Annotated in this window: 16 protein-coding genes and 1 other RNA gene; 8 read left to right on the forward strand and 9 right to left on the reverse strand. The window is 72.9% G+C overall.

Going from position 1 to position 15,655, the window contains the following annotated elements; genetic code table 11:
• Positions 1-190 precede the first annotated feature (190 nt).
• On the forward strand, positions 191-1,090 hold the full coding sequence (gene ddaH / locus ACIQ8J_RS02510; protein WP_403264009.1) for a dimethylargininase: 900 nt from the start codon (positions 191-193) through the stop codon (positions 1,088-1,090).
• Here ddaH and ACIQ8J_RS02515 read toward each other — a convergent pair whose 3' ends face one another.
• Positions 1,091-2,104, reverse strand: coding sequence for a small ribosomal subunit Rsm22 family protein (locus ACIQ8J_RS02515; protein WP_403264011.1), 1,014 nt, complete (start codon positions 2,102-2,104; stop codon positions 1,091-1,093).
• A gap of 9 nt (positions 2,105-2,113) precedes the next feature.
• Positions 2,114-3,442 (reverse strand): multidrug effflux MFS transporter, encoded by a 1,329-nt coding sequence (locus tag ACIQ8J_RS02520; protein WP_403264013.1) that lies wholly within the window; start codon positions 3,440-3,442, stop codon positions 2,114-2,116.
• Positions 3,443-3,629: 187 nt separating this feature from the next.
• Between ACIQ8J_RS02520 and ACIQ8J_RS02525 the strand changes: the two genes are divergently transcribed.
• A complete protein-coding gene (locus ACIQ8J_RS02525) occupies positions 3,630-4,391 on the forward strand; it encodes an SDR family oxidoreductase (protein ID WP_403264015.1) in 762 nt (253 codons plus the stop codon).
• Between the two features lie 34 nt (positions 4,392-4,425).
• On the opposite strand, the gene ACIQ8J_RS02530 is transcribed toward ACIQ8J_RS02525, so the two are convergent.
• Positions 4,426-4,749 carry a nuclear transport factor 2 family protein gene (locus ACIQ8J_RS02530; protein ID WP_403264017.1) on the reverse strand — a complete coding sequence of 108 codons (324 nt, stop codon included), beginning with the start codon at positions 4,747-4,749 and terminating at the stop codon, positions 4,426-4,428.
• A 98-nt stretch (positions 4,750-4,847) separates the two neighbouring features.
• Here ACIQ8J_RS02530 and ACIQ8J_RS02535 point away from each other — a divergent pair, with 98 nt between their 5' ends.
• On the forward strand, positions 4,848-5,180 hold the full coding sequence (locus tag ACIQ8J_RS02535) for a MazG-like family protein (protein ID WP_403264019.1): 333 nt from the start codon (positions 4,848-4,850) through the stop codon (positions 5,178-5,180).
• 89 nt (positions 5,181-5,269) lie between these two features.
• Here ACIQ8J_RS02535 and ACIQ8J_RS02540 read toward each other — a convergent pair whose 3' ends face one another.
• The 4 genes from ACIQ8J_RS02540 to ACIQ8J_RS02555 form a co-directional block, all read right to left on the reverse strand.
• Complete coding sequence (locus ACIQ8J_RS02540) at positions 5,270-6,529, reverse strand: sensor histidine kinase (RefSeq protein WP_403264020.1); 1,260 nt, start codon at positions 6,527-6,529, stop codon at positions 5,270-5,272.
• Positions 6,526-7,260: a hypothetical protein gene (locus tag ACIQ8J_RS02545; RefSeq protein ID WP_403264022.1), complete on the reverse strand. Its 735-nt coding sequence runs from the start codon at positions 7,258-7,260 to the stop codon at positions 6,526-6,528. Before ACIQ8J_RS02545 ends, ACIQ8J_RS02540 begins: the two co-directional genes overlap by 4 nt.
• On the reverse strand, positions 7,253-7,447 hold the full coding sequence (locus ACIQ8J_RS02550; protein ID WP_403264023.1) for a hypothetical protein: 195 nt from the start codon (positions 7,445-7,447) through the stop codon (positions 7,253-7,255). Before ACIQ8J_RS02550 ends, ACIQ8J_RS02545 begins: the two co-directional genes overlap by 8 nt.
• Before the next feature lie 196 nt (positions 7,448-7,643).
• A complete protein-coding gene (locus ACIQ8J_RS02555) occupies positions 7,644-8,351 on the reverse strand; it encodes a GntR family transcriptional regulator (protein ID WP_403264025.1) in 708 nt (235 codons plus the stop codon).
• Positions 8,352-8,514: 163 nt separating this feature from the next.
• On the opposite strand from ACIQ8J_RS02555, the gene ACIQ8J_RS02560 reads away from it, so the two are divergent.
• Complete coding sequence (locus tag ACIQ8J_RS02560) at positions 8,515-10,098, forward strand: alkaline phosphatase family protein (RefSeq protein ID WP_403264026.1); 1,584 nt, start codon at positions 8,515-8,517, stop codon at positions 10,096-10,098.
• A gap of 90 nt (positions 10,099-10,188) precedes the next feature.
• On the opposite strand, the gene rnpB is transcribed toward ACIQ8J_RS02560, so the two are convergent.
• Positions 10,189-10,592: RNase P RNA component class A (gene rnpB, locus ACIQ8J_RS02565), an RNA gene on the reverse strand.
• Positions 10,593-10,732: 140 nt separating this feature from the next.
• On the opposite strand from rnpB, the gene ACIQ8J_RS02570 reads away from it, so the two are divergent.
• Positions 10,733-11,521, forward strand: coding sequence for a MerR family transcriptional regulator (locus tag ACIQ8J_RS02570; RefSeq protein WP_403264027.1), 789 nt, complete (start codon positions 10,733-10,735; stop codon positions 11,519-11,521).
• Positions 11,518-12,135: a hypothetical protein gene (locus ACIQ8J_RS02575; RefSeq protein WP_403264029.1), complete on the forward strand. Its 618-nt coding sequence runs from the start codon at positions 11,518-11,520 to the stop codon at positions 12,133-12,135. Before ACIQ8J_RS02570 ends, ACIQ8J_RS02575 begins: the two co-directional genes overlap by 4 nt.
• A gap of 11 nt (positions 12,136-12,146) precedes the next feature.
• Here ACIQ8J_RS02575 and ACIQ8J_RS02580 read toward each other — a convergent pair whose 3' ends face one another.
• Positions 12,147-13,589 carry an RNB domain-containing ribonuclease gene (locus ACIQ8J_RS02580; RefSeq protein WP_403264031.1) on the reverse strand — a complete coding sequence of 481 codons (1,443 nt, stop codon included), beginning with the start codon at positions 13,587-13,589 and terminating at the stop codon, positions 12,147-12,149.
• A gap of 197 nt (positions 13,590-13,786) precedes the next feature.
• Between ACIQ8J_RS02580 and yaaA the strand changes: the two genes are divergently transcribed.
• On the forward strand, positions 13,787-14,587 hold the full coding sequence (gene yaaA, locus ACIQ8J_RS02585) for a peroxide stress protein YaaA (RefSeq protein WP_403264033.1): 801 nt from the start codon (positions 13,787-13,789) through the stop codon (positions 14,585-14,587).
• 94 nt (positions 14,588-14,681) lie between these two features.
• On the forward strand, positions 14,682-15,413 hold the full coding sequence (gene eda, locus ACIQ8J_RS02590; RefSeq protein ID WP_403264034.1) for a bifunctional 4-hydroxy-2-oxoglutarate aldolase/2-dehydro-3-deoxy-phosphogluconate aldolase: 732 nt from the start codon (positions 14,682-14,684) through the stop codon (positions 15,411-15,413).
• The last annotated feature ends 242 nt before the right edge of the window (positions 15,414-15,655 follow it).

The raw sequence follows: 15,655 nt of genomic DNA on the forward strand, positions 1-15,655 counted from the left end.
ATTCCGCGCAGCTGTCCGGGCCGCGGTCCGGGCGTCCCCATGGACCCCCTGGGACAGGAGCGCGAGCTGCTGCGGAAGCCGAAGCAGGGGCGGATGGCACCGCACGAGCAGTGAACGCGCGGATGAACCGGATGGGCCAGCTGAAAAACACCCGGACGGTTCACTGCGCGGGCGCCCGGCACGGCGGACCATGGGCTGCACGGGGCTGCGCGCTCGTGCGGCCCAAGTCGCCCGTGAGGAGCCCTCATTGCCTCGTAACGCCCGTGACCTCCGCACCCCGAGAACCGCCCGACCCCGGCGCTATCTGATGTGCCCACCGGCACACTTCAAGGTCACGTACTCCATCAATCCCTGGATGGACCCCGCGAAACCGATCGACCTGCCGCTGGCCCTGGCCCAGTGGGAGGACCTGCGCGACCGGTACCGGTCGTTCGGCCACACCGTCGAACTGCTCGAACCCCGCCCCGACCTGCCCGACATGGTCTTCGCCGCCAACGGAGCCACCGTGATCGACGGCCGGGTGCTCGGCGCCCGCTTCGCGCATCCGGAACGCGCGGCGGAGGCCGAGGCCCACCTCGACTGGTTTCGTACGCACGGCTTCACCACCGTCCACGAGCCGTCCCACATCAACGAGGGCGAGGGCGACTTCGCCGTCACGGCCTCGTATCTGCTCGCCGGGCGCGGCTTCCGGTCGAGCCCGCTCTCGCACGACGAGGCCCAGGAGTTCTTCGGCCGCCCGGTGATCGGCCTCGACCTGGTCGACCCGCGCTACTACCACCTGGACACGGCCCTCTGCGTCCTCGACGACACGGCCGACGAGATCATGTACTACCCGCCGGCCTTCTCCCCCGGCAGCCGGGCCGTGCTGTCCAGGATGTTCCCGGGCGCCCTGATCGCCGAGGAGCCGGACGCGGCGGCACTCGGGCTCAACGCGGTGAGCGACGGCCACCACGTCCTGCTCCCCCAGGCCGCGGTCGGCCTCTTCGACCCGCTGCGCGCACGCGGTTACGAGCCGGTCGCCATGGACCTGGGCGAGCTGCTCAAGGGCGGCGGCAGCGTGAAGTGCTGCACCCAGGAACTGCGCCCCTGACTACGGGGCCGGCTCTGCGGGGTGGGGCGGCCAGGAGTCGCCCCACTCGGCATCCCGGGCCGCGCGGTACAGAGCGCCATGGCGCTTGGTGACCGTCTCGCGGCGCAGCTGCTCCTCGGCGGTGCACAGATCGAGCAGCACCTGCCCCTTGCGGATCTGGGGCCGGCGGGTGACCCGAGCCGGGGCGGGTTCCGGCGTGAACCGGGTCGCGGCGACGTAGCTGAACTTCTCGTCCTCGTACGCCAGCGAACCGCCCTTGACCTGGCGGTGCAGGGAGGAGCGGCTGACCCGGGCCGAGAAGTGGCACCAGTCGGTGCCGGGCTCGATGGGGCAGGCGGCGCTGTGCGGGCAGGGCGCCGCGATGCGCAGACCGGCCGCGATCAGCCGGTCCCGGGCCTCGATGATCCGGGCGTAGCCGTCGGGGGTGCCGGGCTCCACGATGACGACGGCGCCGGTGGCGGCGCGGGCGGCGGCGTCCACGAGGGAGCGGCGGTCGTCGGGGGTGAGCTCGTTCAGGACGTAGGAGACGGTGATGAGGCCGGCGCTGTCCAGGGTGAGCGCCGAGCCGATGCGGGCGCGTTCCCAGCGGACGGCGCGCAGCCCGAGGAGCCCGGAGGCCTGGGCGAGTTCGCGGCCGACGGCGAGCGCGGGCTCCGCCCAGTCCAGGACGGTGGTGGCGACGCCTTCGTCCTGCCAGGCCTCGGCGACCGCCCAGCTGGCGGCGCCGGTGCCGCCGCCGATGTCGGTGTGCGTCGTGGGCGTCCACTCCCCGGTGGCGTCCCGGAACGCGCCGAGCGCGGAGCGCACCGCCTCGAAGGTGGCGGGCATCCGGTACGCGGCGTAGGCGGCGACGTCGGAGCGGTCCCGCAGCACCGGGGCGTGGGTGGGGACGACGCCCCGGTAGTGGCCGATCAGCCGGTCGACGGCGCCCGCGGCCTGCGAGGGCGGCAGTCCGTCGAGCAGTCCGGCCAGGGCCGAGCGCAGGACTTCCGGGAAGGGGAGGGAGTGGTTCACCGGGGGAGTCTACTTTTGCGGCGCCGCGGGAGCGGCCGCCGAGGTGAGGGGCCCGGCGTTGAGCTGCCAGGGCCGGCACAGCAGCAGGAAGCAGAGCAGGGCCGCGACGGCCGCGGCGAGCTGGACGACCGCCATGGGCACGGCGGTCGCCTCGCCCGCGATGCCGACCAGCGGGGAGGCGATCGCGCCGATCAGGAAGGAGGAGGTGCCGAGCAGGGCGGACCCGGCTCCGGCGGCGTTCGGGGTGCGCATCAGGGCCTGGGCGTTAGTGTTCGGCATGGCGAGCCCCATCGCCGACATCAGGACGAACAGTCCGGCCGCGATCGGCGCCAGACCGACGTGACCGAACACTCCGGAGGTCATGAGGAGCAGCGCCGTCGCCGCCAGGGTGATGACGGCGAGGCCGAAGCCGAGCGCCTTGTCCAGGCTGACCCGGCCGATGAGGAGCTTGCCGTTGATCTGGCCGACGACGACCAGGCCGACGGAGTTCAGACCGAACAGCAGGGAGAAGGTCTGCGGGGAGGCGCCGTAGATCTCCTGCACCACGAACGGGGAGGCCGAGATGTAGGCGAACAGCGCGGCGAAGGCCAGACCGCCCGCGAGCATGTAGCCGGTGAAGACCCGGTCCCTGAGCAGGCCGCCCATGGTCCGCAGGGCCTCGCCGACACCGCCCGGGTGCCGCCGGTCCACCGGCAGCGTCTCGTGCAGCCACTTCCAGACCACGGCGGTCAGGAGGACACCGATCACGGTCAGTACGGCGAAGACGCCCCGCCAGTCGGTCAGGCGCAGCACCTGTCCGCCGATCAGCGGCGCCACCACGGGTGCGACGCCGGAGATGAGCATCAGGGTGGAGAAGAAGCGGGCCATCTCGACACCGTCGTACAGATCACGCACCACGGCGCGGGCGATCACGATGCCCGCGGCCCCGGCCAGGCCCTGCAACAGGCGGAAGGCGACGAGGAGTTCGGCGTTCGGGGCGAAGGCGCAGACCGCGGTGGCGACGACGTAGACGACCATGCCGATGAGCAGGGGGCGGCGGCGTCCCCACTTGTCGCTCATGGGCCCGACGACGAGCTGGCCGAGCGCCATGCCGGCGAGGCAGGCGGTGAGGGTGAGCTGGACGGTCGCGGCGGGCGAGCGCAGCGCTTCGGTGACCTCGGGCAGTGCCGGGAGGTACATGTCCATGGAGAGCGGGGGAAGTGCGGTGAGCCCGCCGAGCACCAGCGTCACCAGGAGACCGGTGCGGCGGACCGCGGCCGTGGCGCCACCGGGGGCGCCCCCGGTGGCGGCTCTCGTCGATATGCGGCCCTGGGTGTCCTGGCCCCCGCGCTCCGGCATTGGTTTCTCTCCTGAAAGTTGAATCGAATAACCATGCTCTCAGCCCGCCCCGGCTGGTGGGGTCCTTCGGGGCGGACGGGAAAGGAGGGACGGGTCACACCGGCAGGGCTGCGGCACACCGGCACGCGGCTCCCACATGGCGGACGGGCGGCTTCGCGGGGACGTCGCTCCCGTACGCTCCGGGCCCATGGACATCACCTCGCAGAAGTCTGCCGTCGTGACCGGTGCCGGGTCCGGCATCGGCCGCTCCGTGGCGCTGGTCCTGGCCGGCGCGGGCTGGGCGGTGACCCTGGCCGGGCGCCGCGCCGAGGCCCTGGAGGAGACCGCGGCGCTGGCGGGGCCGGACGCCGAGGTGCTGTGCGTCCGTACGGATGTGACCTCGCCGCAGGAGGTCGGCGCGCTGTTCGGCGCGGCGCGGGCGGCGCACGGGCGGGTGGACCTGCTGTTCAACAACGCGGGGACGTTCGGGCCCGGCGGGGTGCCCGTCGAGGACCTGTCGTACGAGGCGTGGCGCGCGGTGGTCGACGTGAATCTGAACGGCGCGTTCCTGTGCGCGCAGGCGGCGTTCCGGGCGATGAAGGAGCAGTCTCCGCAGGGCGGGCGGATCATCAACAACGGGTCGATCTCGGCGCACGCGCCCCGGCCGAACTCGGTGGCCTACACGGCGACGAAGCACGCCATGACCGGGCTGACCAAGTCGCTGTCCCTGGACGGGCGGCCGTACCGGATCGCCGTCGGGCAGATCGACATCGGCAACGCGGCGACGGAGATGACGCAGCGCATGCAGACCGGGATCCCGCAGGCCAACGGGGAGTTGGCGGTGGAGCCGGTGATGGATGCGCGGGACGTGGCGCGGACGGTGCTGCACATGGCGGAGCTGCCGCTGGAGGCGAACATCCAGTTCGCCACCGTCCTCGCCACGACGATGCCCTACATCGGCCGCGGCTGAGCCCGCCGCCCCCCGGCCCGCGCAGCCTGGAGGGTCAGGCCTGCCCGGTCTCAAAGCGGCTGACCTTCCCGGCGTCGACGGTGAAGCGCCAGGCGGTACGCATCTCGCCCCAGGTGTCGTTGCGGTAGTTGGCGACCAGGCCGAGCCCGTCGTGCGTCTGCTTCTCGATGTCCATGTGCCCGCCCGAGGAGAAGATCTCGCGCTCGGTCCAGTCGGAGACGTCACGGTCCGAACCGTCGTCGGACATGGTGGCGCCGGGCGTGAGAGCGGCGGCGAAGGCCTGGCGGTCACCGGCGTTGAGCGCACCGACGAAGGCGCGCACGGCCGGGTCGGTCAGCTTGTCGAGGGCAATGGTCACGATCTCTCCTGGTCGGTGCGGAACGATGCATCCCCAGGACACCCCAGCCCGGCGCCCCCCGCCACTCGTGTTCTGCCGAGTGATGACACCGTGGGCGCATGGACGACTCCACCTGGAACTCCCCCTGGCCCACCGTCGCCGCCCTGCACGCCTGGCTGACCGAGCGGAGCCCCGTACCGCCCGAGCAGCAGACGCTGCTGCGGATGCTGAAGCTGTCGGAGGAGGTGGGCGAGGTCGCCGAGGCGGTCATCGGCGCCACCGGCCAGAACCCCCGCAAGGGCGTCTCGCACAGCTGGCAGGACGTCCAGTCCGAACTGTGCGACGTCATCGTCACCGCGATGGTCGCCCTGACCACCCTCACCCCGGACGCGGCCCGCGTCTTCGACACCCATCTGAAGGGGGTCGCCGCGCGCTCGCTCGGTACCGATTAGGGGGTGTCCGGTGGATCAGGGTCGGACAGGGCGCGGCTGGTCGCGCGGTTCCCCCGCGCCCCTTCAGCACCGGACTTCCGCGAGACCGCTCAGCCCACCGGCAGCCGCAAGGTCGTGACGGCGCCGCCGGTCGGGGCGTTGGCGAAGCGCAGGGCGATGCCGAGCACCTCCGCCTGGCCCACGGCGATCGTGAGGCCCAGGCCGTGGCCCCTGCCGCGGCCGGGGTCGCCGGTGCGGAAGCGCTGGGGGCCGCGGTCGATGAGTTCGGCCGGGTAGCCGGGCCCGTGGTCGCGGACCTCGATGACCGGGCCGTCCACCGTGACGCTCACCGGGGGCGCGCCGTGCCGGTGGGCGTTGACGACGAGGTTGGCGACGATCCGGTCCAGGCGGCGCCGGTCGGTGCGCACGGTGGCATCGCGTACGACGCGGACCTCGCAGGGCAGTGCCGTGGCGCGGACCGCGCGTTCGGCGAGCGGGCCCAACTCGTGCTCGGCCAGCTCCGGTTGCTCGGCGCCCGCGTCGAGGCGGGAGATCTCCAGGAGGTCCTCGGTGAGGGTGTGCAGCGCGTTGAGCCGGTCGTTGATCATCTCCTTGGGGCGGCCCTCGGGCAGCAGCCCGGCGGCGGCCAGCATCCCGGTGAGCGGGGTGCGCAGTTCATGGGCGACGTCGGCGGTGAAGCGCTTCTCGGACTCCAGGCGGCGTTGCAGCGACGCGGCCATCGAGTCCAGGGCGACGGCGACGGCCGTCACCGCGTCGCGTTCGGCGCCCTTGCCGCCGGGCGGGATGCCGGTGCGCACATCGAGGTCGCCGTCGGTGATCCGCCGTGCGACCGTGGCCGTATGGCGGAGCCGGCGGCTGATCCGCCCGGCGAAGTAGGTGCCGGCCAGCGTGACGCTGCCCGCCGCCAGCAGCGCGGAGCCGAGGATCGCGGTGTCCATCTGGCGCAGGTGGTCACGGGTGCTCCCGTACGGAATGGTCAGCGCGAGCACATGCCCGCCGGCCGGGGCCGCCGCCCACATGACCGCCTCGCCGCCCTGCTCGCCGACCATCATTCCGCGCTCACCCCCGACCGCCAACTTCCTTAGTGCATCGGGGAGTTCGGCCGGGTCGAGCGTGGCGGCGTGCCCGTCGGTGGTCTCGGTGCCGTACGCGTAATGCTTGATCGCGGCGTCCAGGTCCTGCCGCGCCTCCTTGCGGACCTCGTCCACCCGCTGCCGGGTCAGCACGTTGTGCACGAGGACGCCGAGGATCGCTGCGACGGCGCAGGCCACCCCGGCGACGGTGAGCACGATCTTGCAGCGCAGGCCGTACGTCCAGCCCGGCCGCAGCCGCTCGCGCCAGGCCGTCACGAGGGGCCGCCCGGTGCGGGCGACGCCGTGGCGCAGGGGATGCCGGAGGTCTGCTTGAGTGCGCGGCAGGTGTCGAGCTTGAGCTCGCTGAGGGCCATCATCCTGCCGTCCCAGGCGTAGTGCGAGACGTACACGAACTTGTCGTTCGAGGTGGGTTCGCGGATCGCGAGGTGTCCGGCGGCGAGTTCGACGCCTTCGAGGATCGCGCGGCGCGAGAGCACTCTGGTGACGACGGAGTCCACGACGTGGTAGACGCGCAGCTCGCTGGCCCTGCCGTCGATGTCGACGGCGGTGATCAGTTCGGCGCGGCCGTCGCCGGTCAGATCGCGCAGGACCGGTTCGCGCATCGGGCAGTCGGCGGCCCGTACGCAGCGGGCCACCCGGTCGGCGGCCCTGCGGTCCACCAGCCAGCCGTTGCCCCGGTCCTCGCGTTCGGCGGCGGCGAGGTCCGCCTTGACCACGGCGAGCGGGTCGGCGTCCCGCATGTCGCCGGAGGGCACCTTGGGCACGCCGGGCACGGCGAAGGGCCGGCCGCGCTGCTGCTCGGGGCCGGGCGGGGAGGGCAGGGTCTGCGGCCACAGGGGCTCCGGCGGGGAGACGCTCGCCGCCACTCCGTCGCGGTGCAGCCCCTCCACGTCCGCGCAGCCCGTCAGTACGGCGACGAGGCAGGCGGCCAGGACGGGCCACCGCGCCCGGCGGCGGACGGCGCCCGCGCCGGGGTGCTCAGCCAAGCTGTCCGAGCATGCCGGCGACCGAGTTGATCGCGGTGTGCAGCGTGGGGGCCACCGCCGTGTCGGCGAGGTAGAACCCGAACCCGGCGCAGACGAGCGCGTGCGAGAGCTTGGTGCCGCCTTTGTGGCAGAGGAAGAATGCGGCGGCCGCGAGGGCGGCCATCACGGGAAAGTGCAGGGAAGGCACTGGCGATTCACCTCGTGTTCCCCGAGCCGGAGTGTGCGGCGCCCCCGGGGGCCCCGCCGCCTCCTCGGACGGGCGGGCTCCCGGTTCGGTGCCGCAGATCACGCTACGACCGCCGCCCGCGGTCCGCCACACGGGCGATGACCGTACGGTCACGTGCGGTGAAAACCGCAGGTGGCTCGGGGGTACCAGTGACGACTCAGGGCGTGAGCCGCGCCGTGAAGCTGAACCGGTCGCCGCGGAAGAGCGAGCGGACGCACTCGACGGGAATGCCGTGCGCGTCCTTGGTGACGCGGTTCATGAGCAGCATCGGCAGCGCGGGGCTGGTGCCGATCAGCCGCGCCTCACGCGGGGAAGCCAGCACCGTCTCGATGCGCTCGTCGGCCTCGGCGAGCAGCACGCCGGTCGCGGTGAGGTACCGGTAGAGGGACGTGGCGGGGTCGAACTCGGCCAGCAGGGCGGGGAACCGGCCCACCGGCAGATGGGTGCGTTCCAGGCCGACGCGTACGCCGTCCGCGAGCAGCAGCCGCTCGATGCGCAGGACGGCGGAGCCCGGCTCGATGGCGAGCGCGACGGCCACCAAGTCGTCGGCCGGTGTCTCTTCGAAGGCGACGACCTGGCGGCCCGGTTCGAGGCCCTGCTGGCGAACTCCCTCGGTGTAGCTGGCCAGTTGGAGCGGCTGCACCAGTTTGGGTCCGGCGACGACGGTGGAGCGTCCGCGCCTCTCCACCCGCCCTTCGAGGCGCAGTTCCCTGATGGCCTGGCGGACGGTGGTGCGCGAGACGGCGAACCGCTGCGCGAGCTCTCGTTCGGTGGGCAGGACCGCGCCTTCCCCCAGCCCGCCGAGCAGGGCCGAGACCCGCATCTTCACCTGGAAGTACTTGGGCAGGCCGCCTGCTTCGTCCACCCGGCCGAGCCTAGTCGACGCGCTGGGAGCCGCCGTTCGCCTGCTCGTCGTCTGCCGAGCAACTCGCCGTTCACCGGGCGCCGTTCACCGCGACCACCCTTACCGTGTTTGGGCTAGCCCAATTGCTCGGACAGCGTGTCCCCCATCGCGTCAGGAGAGAGCAATGCATCTGCGCACCCCCCGCTCGGCGACGAGAACCCGGCTTCTGCGGAGCCGGGTTCTCGTTCTGTCGACCGTGCTGCTCGGCGTCGCGGGCTTCGCCCCGGCCACCGCATCGGCGTACGCCGGGCAGGCCGCCGCCCCCTCGGCCCCGAACCGCACCGCTGCCGCCCCGGCCACCAGCGGCAACCTGCTGGTCGACCCGGGCGGCGAGTCGGCCGCCATCTGCTCGCCCAACGGGCTCGACGGCATGACCGTGCCCGGCTGGACCATCACCCGCGGCGAGCCGAACGTGGTCTGCTACGGAGCGGCCGGCGGCTACCCCACCGCGAGCACCCCCGGATCACCCACCCGCGGCAAGGGGTTCTTCGCCGGCGGAGCGACCGGCGATTCCGCACTGAGCCAGGACGTCGACGTCTCCTCGGCCGCGTCGGAGATCGACGCGGGCTCGGTCGGCTACAACCTGTCCGGCTGGCTGGGCGGTTACGCCTCGCAGAACGACCGCGTCGCGCTGAGCGGCACCTTCCTCGACAGCAGCGGCAACGCCCTCGGCAGCACCACCCTCGGCCCGGTGACCAACACCGACCGCGGCAACAGCACCGAGTTCCTGCAGAAGACCGGTACCGGCACCCTGCCCGTCGGCACCCGCTCCATCAAGGTCGCCCTCGCCTTCACCTGGTCCGCGGGCAGCACCACCGACGGCTACGCCGACGACCTCTCCCTCACCCTGTCCGCGGCCGTGCCGACCCCCGCCCTGACCGCGCCGCCGTCCTCCGTGCCCGGGTACGACCACGTCTTCGTGGTGTACATGGAGAACGAGAACTACGAGAACATCATCGGCAACACCGCGCAGGCCCCGTACATCAACAGCCTCGCGAGCGCGAACTCGGTGCTGTCCCAGTCGTACGCCACGACGCACCCCAGCGACCCGAACTATGTGGCGCTGGCCGCGGGCGGCCTGTACGGGCTGACCGACAACTCGATCACGACCACGACGATCGACGCCCCCCACCTGGGCACCAGCGTCGAGGCCGCCGGCAAGACCTGGAAGGCCTACGTCCAGAACATGCCGAGCAACTGCTACCCGCAGGACAGCGGCAACTACTCGCCCGACGACACGCCGTTCTACTACTTCAAGGACATGAAGACGGACAACGCCTACTGCCAGGCGCACTCGCAGCCGCAGACCAGCATGGTCGACGACCTCAAGTCCGCCGACACCACGCCGAACTTCGTGTGGTTCGCCGCGGACGGCTGCAACGACATGGAGGGCTGCGGGATCACCGCGGGTGACAACTACCTGAAGGAGACCCTGCCGACGATCTTCAACTCGCCGGCCTGGACCCAGCAGCGCTCCCTGCTCATCGTCACCTGGGACGAAGGCGCGACCAAGGCGTACGGCCCCGGCTACCCCAACCGCGTACCCACCATCCTGGTCGGCTCGCAGAACTCGGTGAAGACCGGCTACCAGTCCAGCCAGCGGACCGACCAGTACGGCCTGCTGCGCACCGTCGACAACGCGCTCGGTCTGGCCCCGCTGACCAACAACGACCGCTACGCCGCCACGGTCAACGACACCTGGCAGTAGATCCCGCAGCAGATCTCGGAGCCGTACGGGTCCCGCGCGCCGCGAAGCCGTGGCGTGCGGGCCTGAACCCCCAGGTCAGAGACCTGGGGGCAGACGAGTCGGGCTGTACGCCGGGTTCTGTGCCCCGGGACCTCGCGGTCGTCGGGGCGACGGCCATCCATCTAGGACCGGCGTTGCCGCCGGCCTCGTGCGGTCTACCCGCGGACTCGGGCAGGCTGCCCTCGATCGTCCGCGCAGAGCCGCGTTTCACGGCGGCTCCTCTTGACCTTGCTCCGGGTGGGGTTTACCTAGCCGCCTGAGTCACCTCAGGCGCTGGTGGTCTCTTACACCACCGTTTCACCCTTACCCGGCGCCTGAGCGCCGGGCGGTCTGTTTTCTGTGGCACTGTCCCGCGGGTCACCCCGGGTGGGCGTTACCCACCACCCTGCCTTGTGGAGCCCGGACGTTCCTCGGGAAGATCCAGAAGATCTCCACGCGGCCGTCCGCCCGGCTCGTCTGCCGTGCCGACCATGCTACCCGTCGCGCGGCGGCGGAACGGCCGCGGGCGGAGCGGCGCCGGTGTCGGCCCGGCAGGGGCGGAGCCACCGGGGGTTCCGCTTGACCTTGCCGCAGCGTCAGGGTTTCTACTGAAGCCATGCGCATCTCGGAGATCGCCGCGCTGGTGGGGGTGACCACCCGGGCCGTCCGGCACTACCACCACCTCGGGCTGCTGCCGGAGCCGGCCCGGCTGGCGAACGGCTACCGGCAGTACTCGGCGCGGGACGCCATCGAGCTCGCCCGCATCCGGCGCCTGACCGAGCTGGGTCTCGGCCTCGACGAGGTGCGGGACGTGATCGCCGACGACGCCGGGCGCGAACTGGCCGAAGTGCTGGCCGAGCTGGACGCCGACCTGGCCCGTCAGGAGGCGGAGATCCGCGCCCGCCGGGCCCGGCTCGCCACCCTGCTGGCGCGGGCCGGGAGCGGGAGGCTGACGGCCGACGACGAGCTCTCCCCCGAACTGGCCGACTTTTTCGCGGAGTTGGGCCCGAGCAGGACCGGTTCGGCGACGGCCGCCAAGGACCGGGAGCTGCTCACCCTGCTGGCGACCGTCGCGGCCCCCGAGGAGCGGGACCGGCTGATGTCCGCCCTGCGCACCCTGGCCGCCGCGCCGGGAGCGGCCGAGCGGGCACACGAGGTGTACGCGCTGCTTGACGACCTGGCGGACGCCGACCCGGCCGACCCCCGGGTGGAGACGGCCGCACGGGCGCTCGCCGACTGCCTACCGCCCGGCCTGGCGACGGAGCCGGTCACCGACACGGGCCTCGCGGCGGCGGCCGACAACGGATTCCTCAAGGCTTTCTTCGCCGACTTCGCCCCCGCACAGGCGGAGGCGGTACGGCGGGCGATGCGGAGACATTCGGAGAAGGGACGTGCAGGGACATGAGACTGGGCTTCATACCGGGACCGCTGCGCCGACTGGCCGCGCACGAGCTGCGGACGTTCACCAGCTTCGGGCTGTGGATCGCCCGGCGCCGCCACCAAGTGCGGTCGGCGGACCGGCCGTTCGGGTACGCGAGCCCGCAGGCCGCGACCGTGTACGGGCTCGCCTTCGTGTGCGTCGTCGAGAGCGTCGGGGTGTCGTTCCTGGTACGCGACTGGCCCGCCGTGCACGCGGTGCTCCTGGTCCTCGACGTCTATACGGTCCTGCTGGTGCTCGGCACGCAGGCCGGCGCCGTGACCCGGCCCCATGTGCTGACCCCGGACACCCTGCGCCTGCGCCGGGGCGTCCAGGTGGACCTGGCGATACCCCTGGCCCACATCACGTCCGTACGCAAGGAGTTGCGCTTCCCCGACGGGAGCGCGCCACCTCCGGACGACGTCCTGGAGCTGGCTGTCGGCTCGCAGACCTCTCTGACGGTGGAGCTGGCCGAGCCCGTCACCCACGTACAACTCCTGGGAAAGCGGCGGCAGGTGACGACCGTGCGCTTCCACGCGGACCAGGCCGGGGAGCTGGCGCAGGCGCTGCGGGCGGCGGTCGCGCAAGGGCCCGCGGCTTGAGCCGCGGCAGGTCAGGCGGGGGCGAACAGGACCTTCGCGGTGCCCGGGTCGGCCTGGGTCAGGCGGACCCTGAGGCGCTCGCCGAGCGGGAGTGCCTTGTCGCCTCCCTCGATGCGGGCGACCACCGCCGGGTCCGCCAAGTGGACGGTTCCCACGGCGGGTTCCTGCTCCTTGACGTCCACGACGGTCGCGTCGAACAGCTCGCCCACCCGGTCCTTGAGCAGCGCCGCCTCCACGATGTCGACGCATTCGCGCTCCACCGCGTTGGCGCGGCGGGTGCCCTCGGCCATCTCCCTGGGGAGCCCGTCGAGCGCGGCCGTCACCCAGTCCGGCGGGTCCTGCCCCGCCACCGCCGCCAGGCACAGCTCGCCCGCGTAGCGGTCCACGAGGCGGCGCAGCGGGGCCGTGCAGTGCGTGTACGCGGCGGCCACCGCGGCGTGGATGGCGAGCTCGGGCGCCGCGCCGCCGGTGAACACGGTGTACCCGGCGCCGCGCAGCAGCGTCGTGCACTCCTGGAGGAACGCGGCGTGGTTCGGCTCGCGCGGATCGAGGGAGCGTACGACCGCGGCGTACGGGACGTGGTGCGGCCAGTCGATGCGCAGCGCCTTCGCCGAGCGGCGCAGGCGGGCGACCGCGCCGCCCGGGGCGCTGGGCAGGGTGCGCAGGATTCCGGTCCCGTACGCCAGCATCAGCTGGGCGGCGGCCATGCCGGTGAGCAGGGAGATCTGGGCGTTCCAGCCGTCGGCGGGGAGCGGGGCGCGGTAGCTGAGGTCGTAGCGGTGGTCGTGCTCCACGACCTCCTGCTCGGGGACGTTGAGGGAGATGCCGCCGCGGGCGACTTCCTGCTGCTCGCGCAGGGTGCCGATGTCGCGGAGGAGGGCGAGGGACTCGGGCGCGGTGCCGGTGTCGATCTGCTTCTGCACGCCCTCGTAGTCGAGTTTGGCGCGGCTGCGGATCAGAGCGCGGCGGACGTCGGTGGCGGTGGTCGCGCCGTCCGCGTCCAGGTCGATCCGCCAGAGCAGGGCGGGGCGGTCCTGGTCCGGGAGCAGGCTGGCGGCGCCCTCGGAGAGGAGGGCGGGATGCAGCGGAATCCTCTCGTCCGGGAAGTAGAGGGTGGTCACCCGGCGGTGGGCCTCGGCGTCCAGGGCGCCGCCCGGGGTGACGAAGGCGGCGACGTCGGCGATGGCGTAGTGCACCCGGAAGCCGCCGCCCGACCGGCGCTCCAGGTGCATCGCCTGGTCGAGGTCGGTGGATGTGGGCGGGTCGATGGTGAAGAAGGGAAGGTCGGTCGCGTCGGACGCGGGCAGGCGCGGTGCGGCGGCCGCCTGCTCCGCCTCTGCGATGACGGCGGCCGGGAAGCCGTCGGGGACTTCCAGCGTCGTACGCAGTGCACTCAGGGCGGCGCGCAGCGGGGCCTCTGCTGCGCCGGTCACGTGGAGGTGGCGGCGGGGCATGCCACCGAGCGTAGGGTTTTTCCCACCCGCCCGCCCGTTCTGCCGGGCCGCGAAGGCCGAGCCCCACGGGGGACCTCCTCGCCGCCGACGGGAGCGCCCGCCGGCGGCGGACCATGTCCTCGGCTCGGGGAGGCGCACACCGTAGGCTGGCGCGGGGGCCGCACCCCCTCCCCGTACGTACAAGAAGGAGAATCGCCGTGCTGGTGCTGTTGCCGCCCTCCGAAGGCAAGGCCGCTTCGGGGCGCGGGGTGCCCCTGAAGGCGGAGGCGCTCTCGCTGCCGGGGCTCGCGGAGGCACGCGCGGCCGTCCTCGACGAGCTCGTCGAGCTCTGCATGGCCGACGAGGAGAAGGCCCGCGAGGTACTCGGGCTCAGCGAGGGCCTGCGCGGCGAGGTCGCCAAGAACGCCGGGCTGCGCACCGCCGGCGCCCGCCCGGCCGGCGAGATCTACACGGGCGTGCTGTACGACGCCCTCGACCTCGCCTCCCTCGACCCTGCCGCCAAGCGCCGCGCCGCGAAGTCGCTGCTCGTGTTCTCCGGGCTGTGGGGCGCCGTGCACACCGGTGACCGGATTCCCTCCTACCGCTGCTCGATGGGCGTGAAGCTGCCCGGCCTGGGTGCGCTGGGGGCGTACTGGCGGACCGTGCTGGACCCGGTCATGACGGAGGCCGCGGGCGAGGGCCTCGTACTGGACCTGCGGTCCTCGGCGTACGCCGCGGCCTGGAAGCCGAAGGGCGCGGTCGCGGGCCGCACGGCCACCGTGCGGGTGCTGCACTCCCAGATGGTCGACGGGGTGGAGAAGCGTTCGGTCGTCAGCCACTTCAACAAGGCGACGAAGGGCCGGCTGGTGCGCGATCTGCTCACCGCCGGAGCCGCCCCCGCCGACCCGGCGGAACTCGTGGAGACCCTGCGCGGACTCGGGTACGTCGTGGAGGCCGCGCCCCCCGCCAGGCCGGGCCGGGCCTGGTCCCTGGACGTGGTCGTGACCCAGATCCACTGACGCGAGCGAGGGGGGCGGCCGACCGCGGCCCACAGCCGTTGCAACATACGCAACGCTCGTTGCGCACTCCGCACGCCGTCGGCAGGATGGGCGCATGACGCCCGCGCCCTCCGCCGCACCCTCATCCGCCGCCTCCGTCCTGGACCTCGCCCCCGTCGTCCCGGTGGTGGTGATCGAGGACGCCGCCGATGCCGTGCCGCTCGCGCGGGCGCTGGTCGCGGGCGGGCTCCCGGCGATCGAGGTGACCCTGCGCACCCCGGCCGCGCTGGACGCGATCCGGGCCATCGCGGCGAAGGTCCCGGACGCGGTGGTCGGTGCGGGCACGGTGACGACCCCGGCCGGGGTCGCCGACGCGGTGGCCGCCGGGGCCCGCTTCCTGGTGAGCCCCGGGTGGACTGCCGCCCTGCTGGCCGCGATGAAGGCGTCCGGGGTGCCGTTCCTGCCCGGGGTCTCGACGGCCTCGGAGGTCGTGGCGCTGCTCGAACAGGGCGTGACGGAGATGAAGTTCTTCCCGGCGGAGGCAGCGGGCGGCACGCCCTACCTGAACTCCCTCGCCTCCCCCCTCCCCCGGGCCCGCTTCTGCCCCACCGGCGGCATCACCCCGGCCTCGGCCCCCGCCTACCTGGCCCTGCCGAACGTGGCCTGCGTCGGCGGCACCTGGATGCTCCCCCCAGCCGCCCTCACCTCCCACGACTGGCCCCAAGTGGAGTCCCTGGCCCGGGAGGCGGCGGCGTTGCGGAGGCAGCGGACGCATCGGGTGGGGCAACTGCCCTGCGCAGACGAGGAGTTGGGCGACATGACCGGCGTAAGCGGCAAACGCCCCTGACACCGGTCCCGCAGCCGCCCACGGCAAGGACACCCCACCAGAGGCCCGGCCTTCACCACCCACCAGAACGGGCGGGCGGGAAAAAGGCCGCCAGACACCACACGCGAACGACCTTCCGACCACCAACCCGCAGCCGCCCACGGCAAAGACACCCCACCAGAGGCCCGGCCTTCACCACCCACCAGAACGGGCGGGCGGGAAAAAGGCCGCCAGACACCACACGCGAACGACCTTCCGACCAC

Source organism: Streptomyces sp. NPDC094147 (assembly GCF_044764265.1).
Lineage (GTDB): Bacteria > Actinomycetota > Actinomycetes > Streptomycetales > Streptomycetaceae > Streptomyces.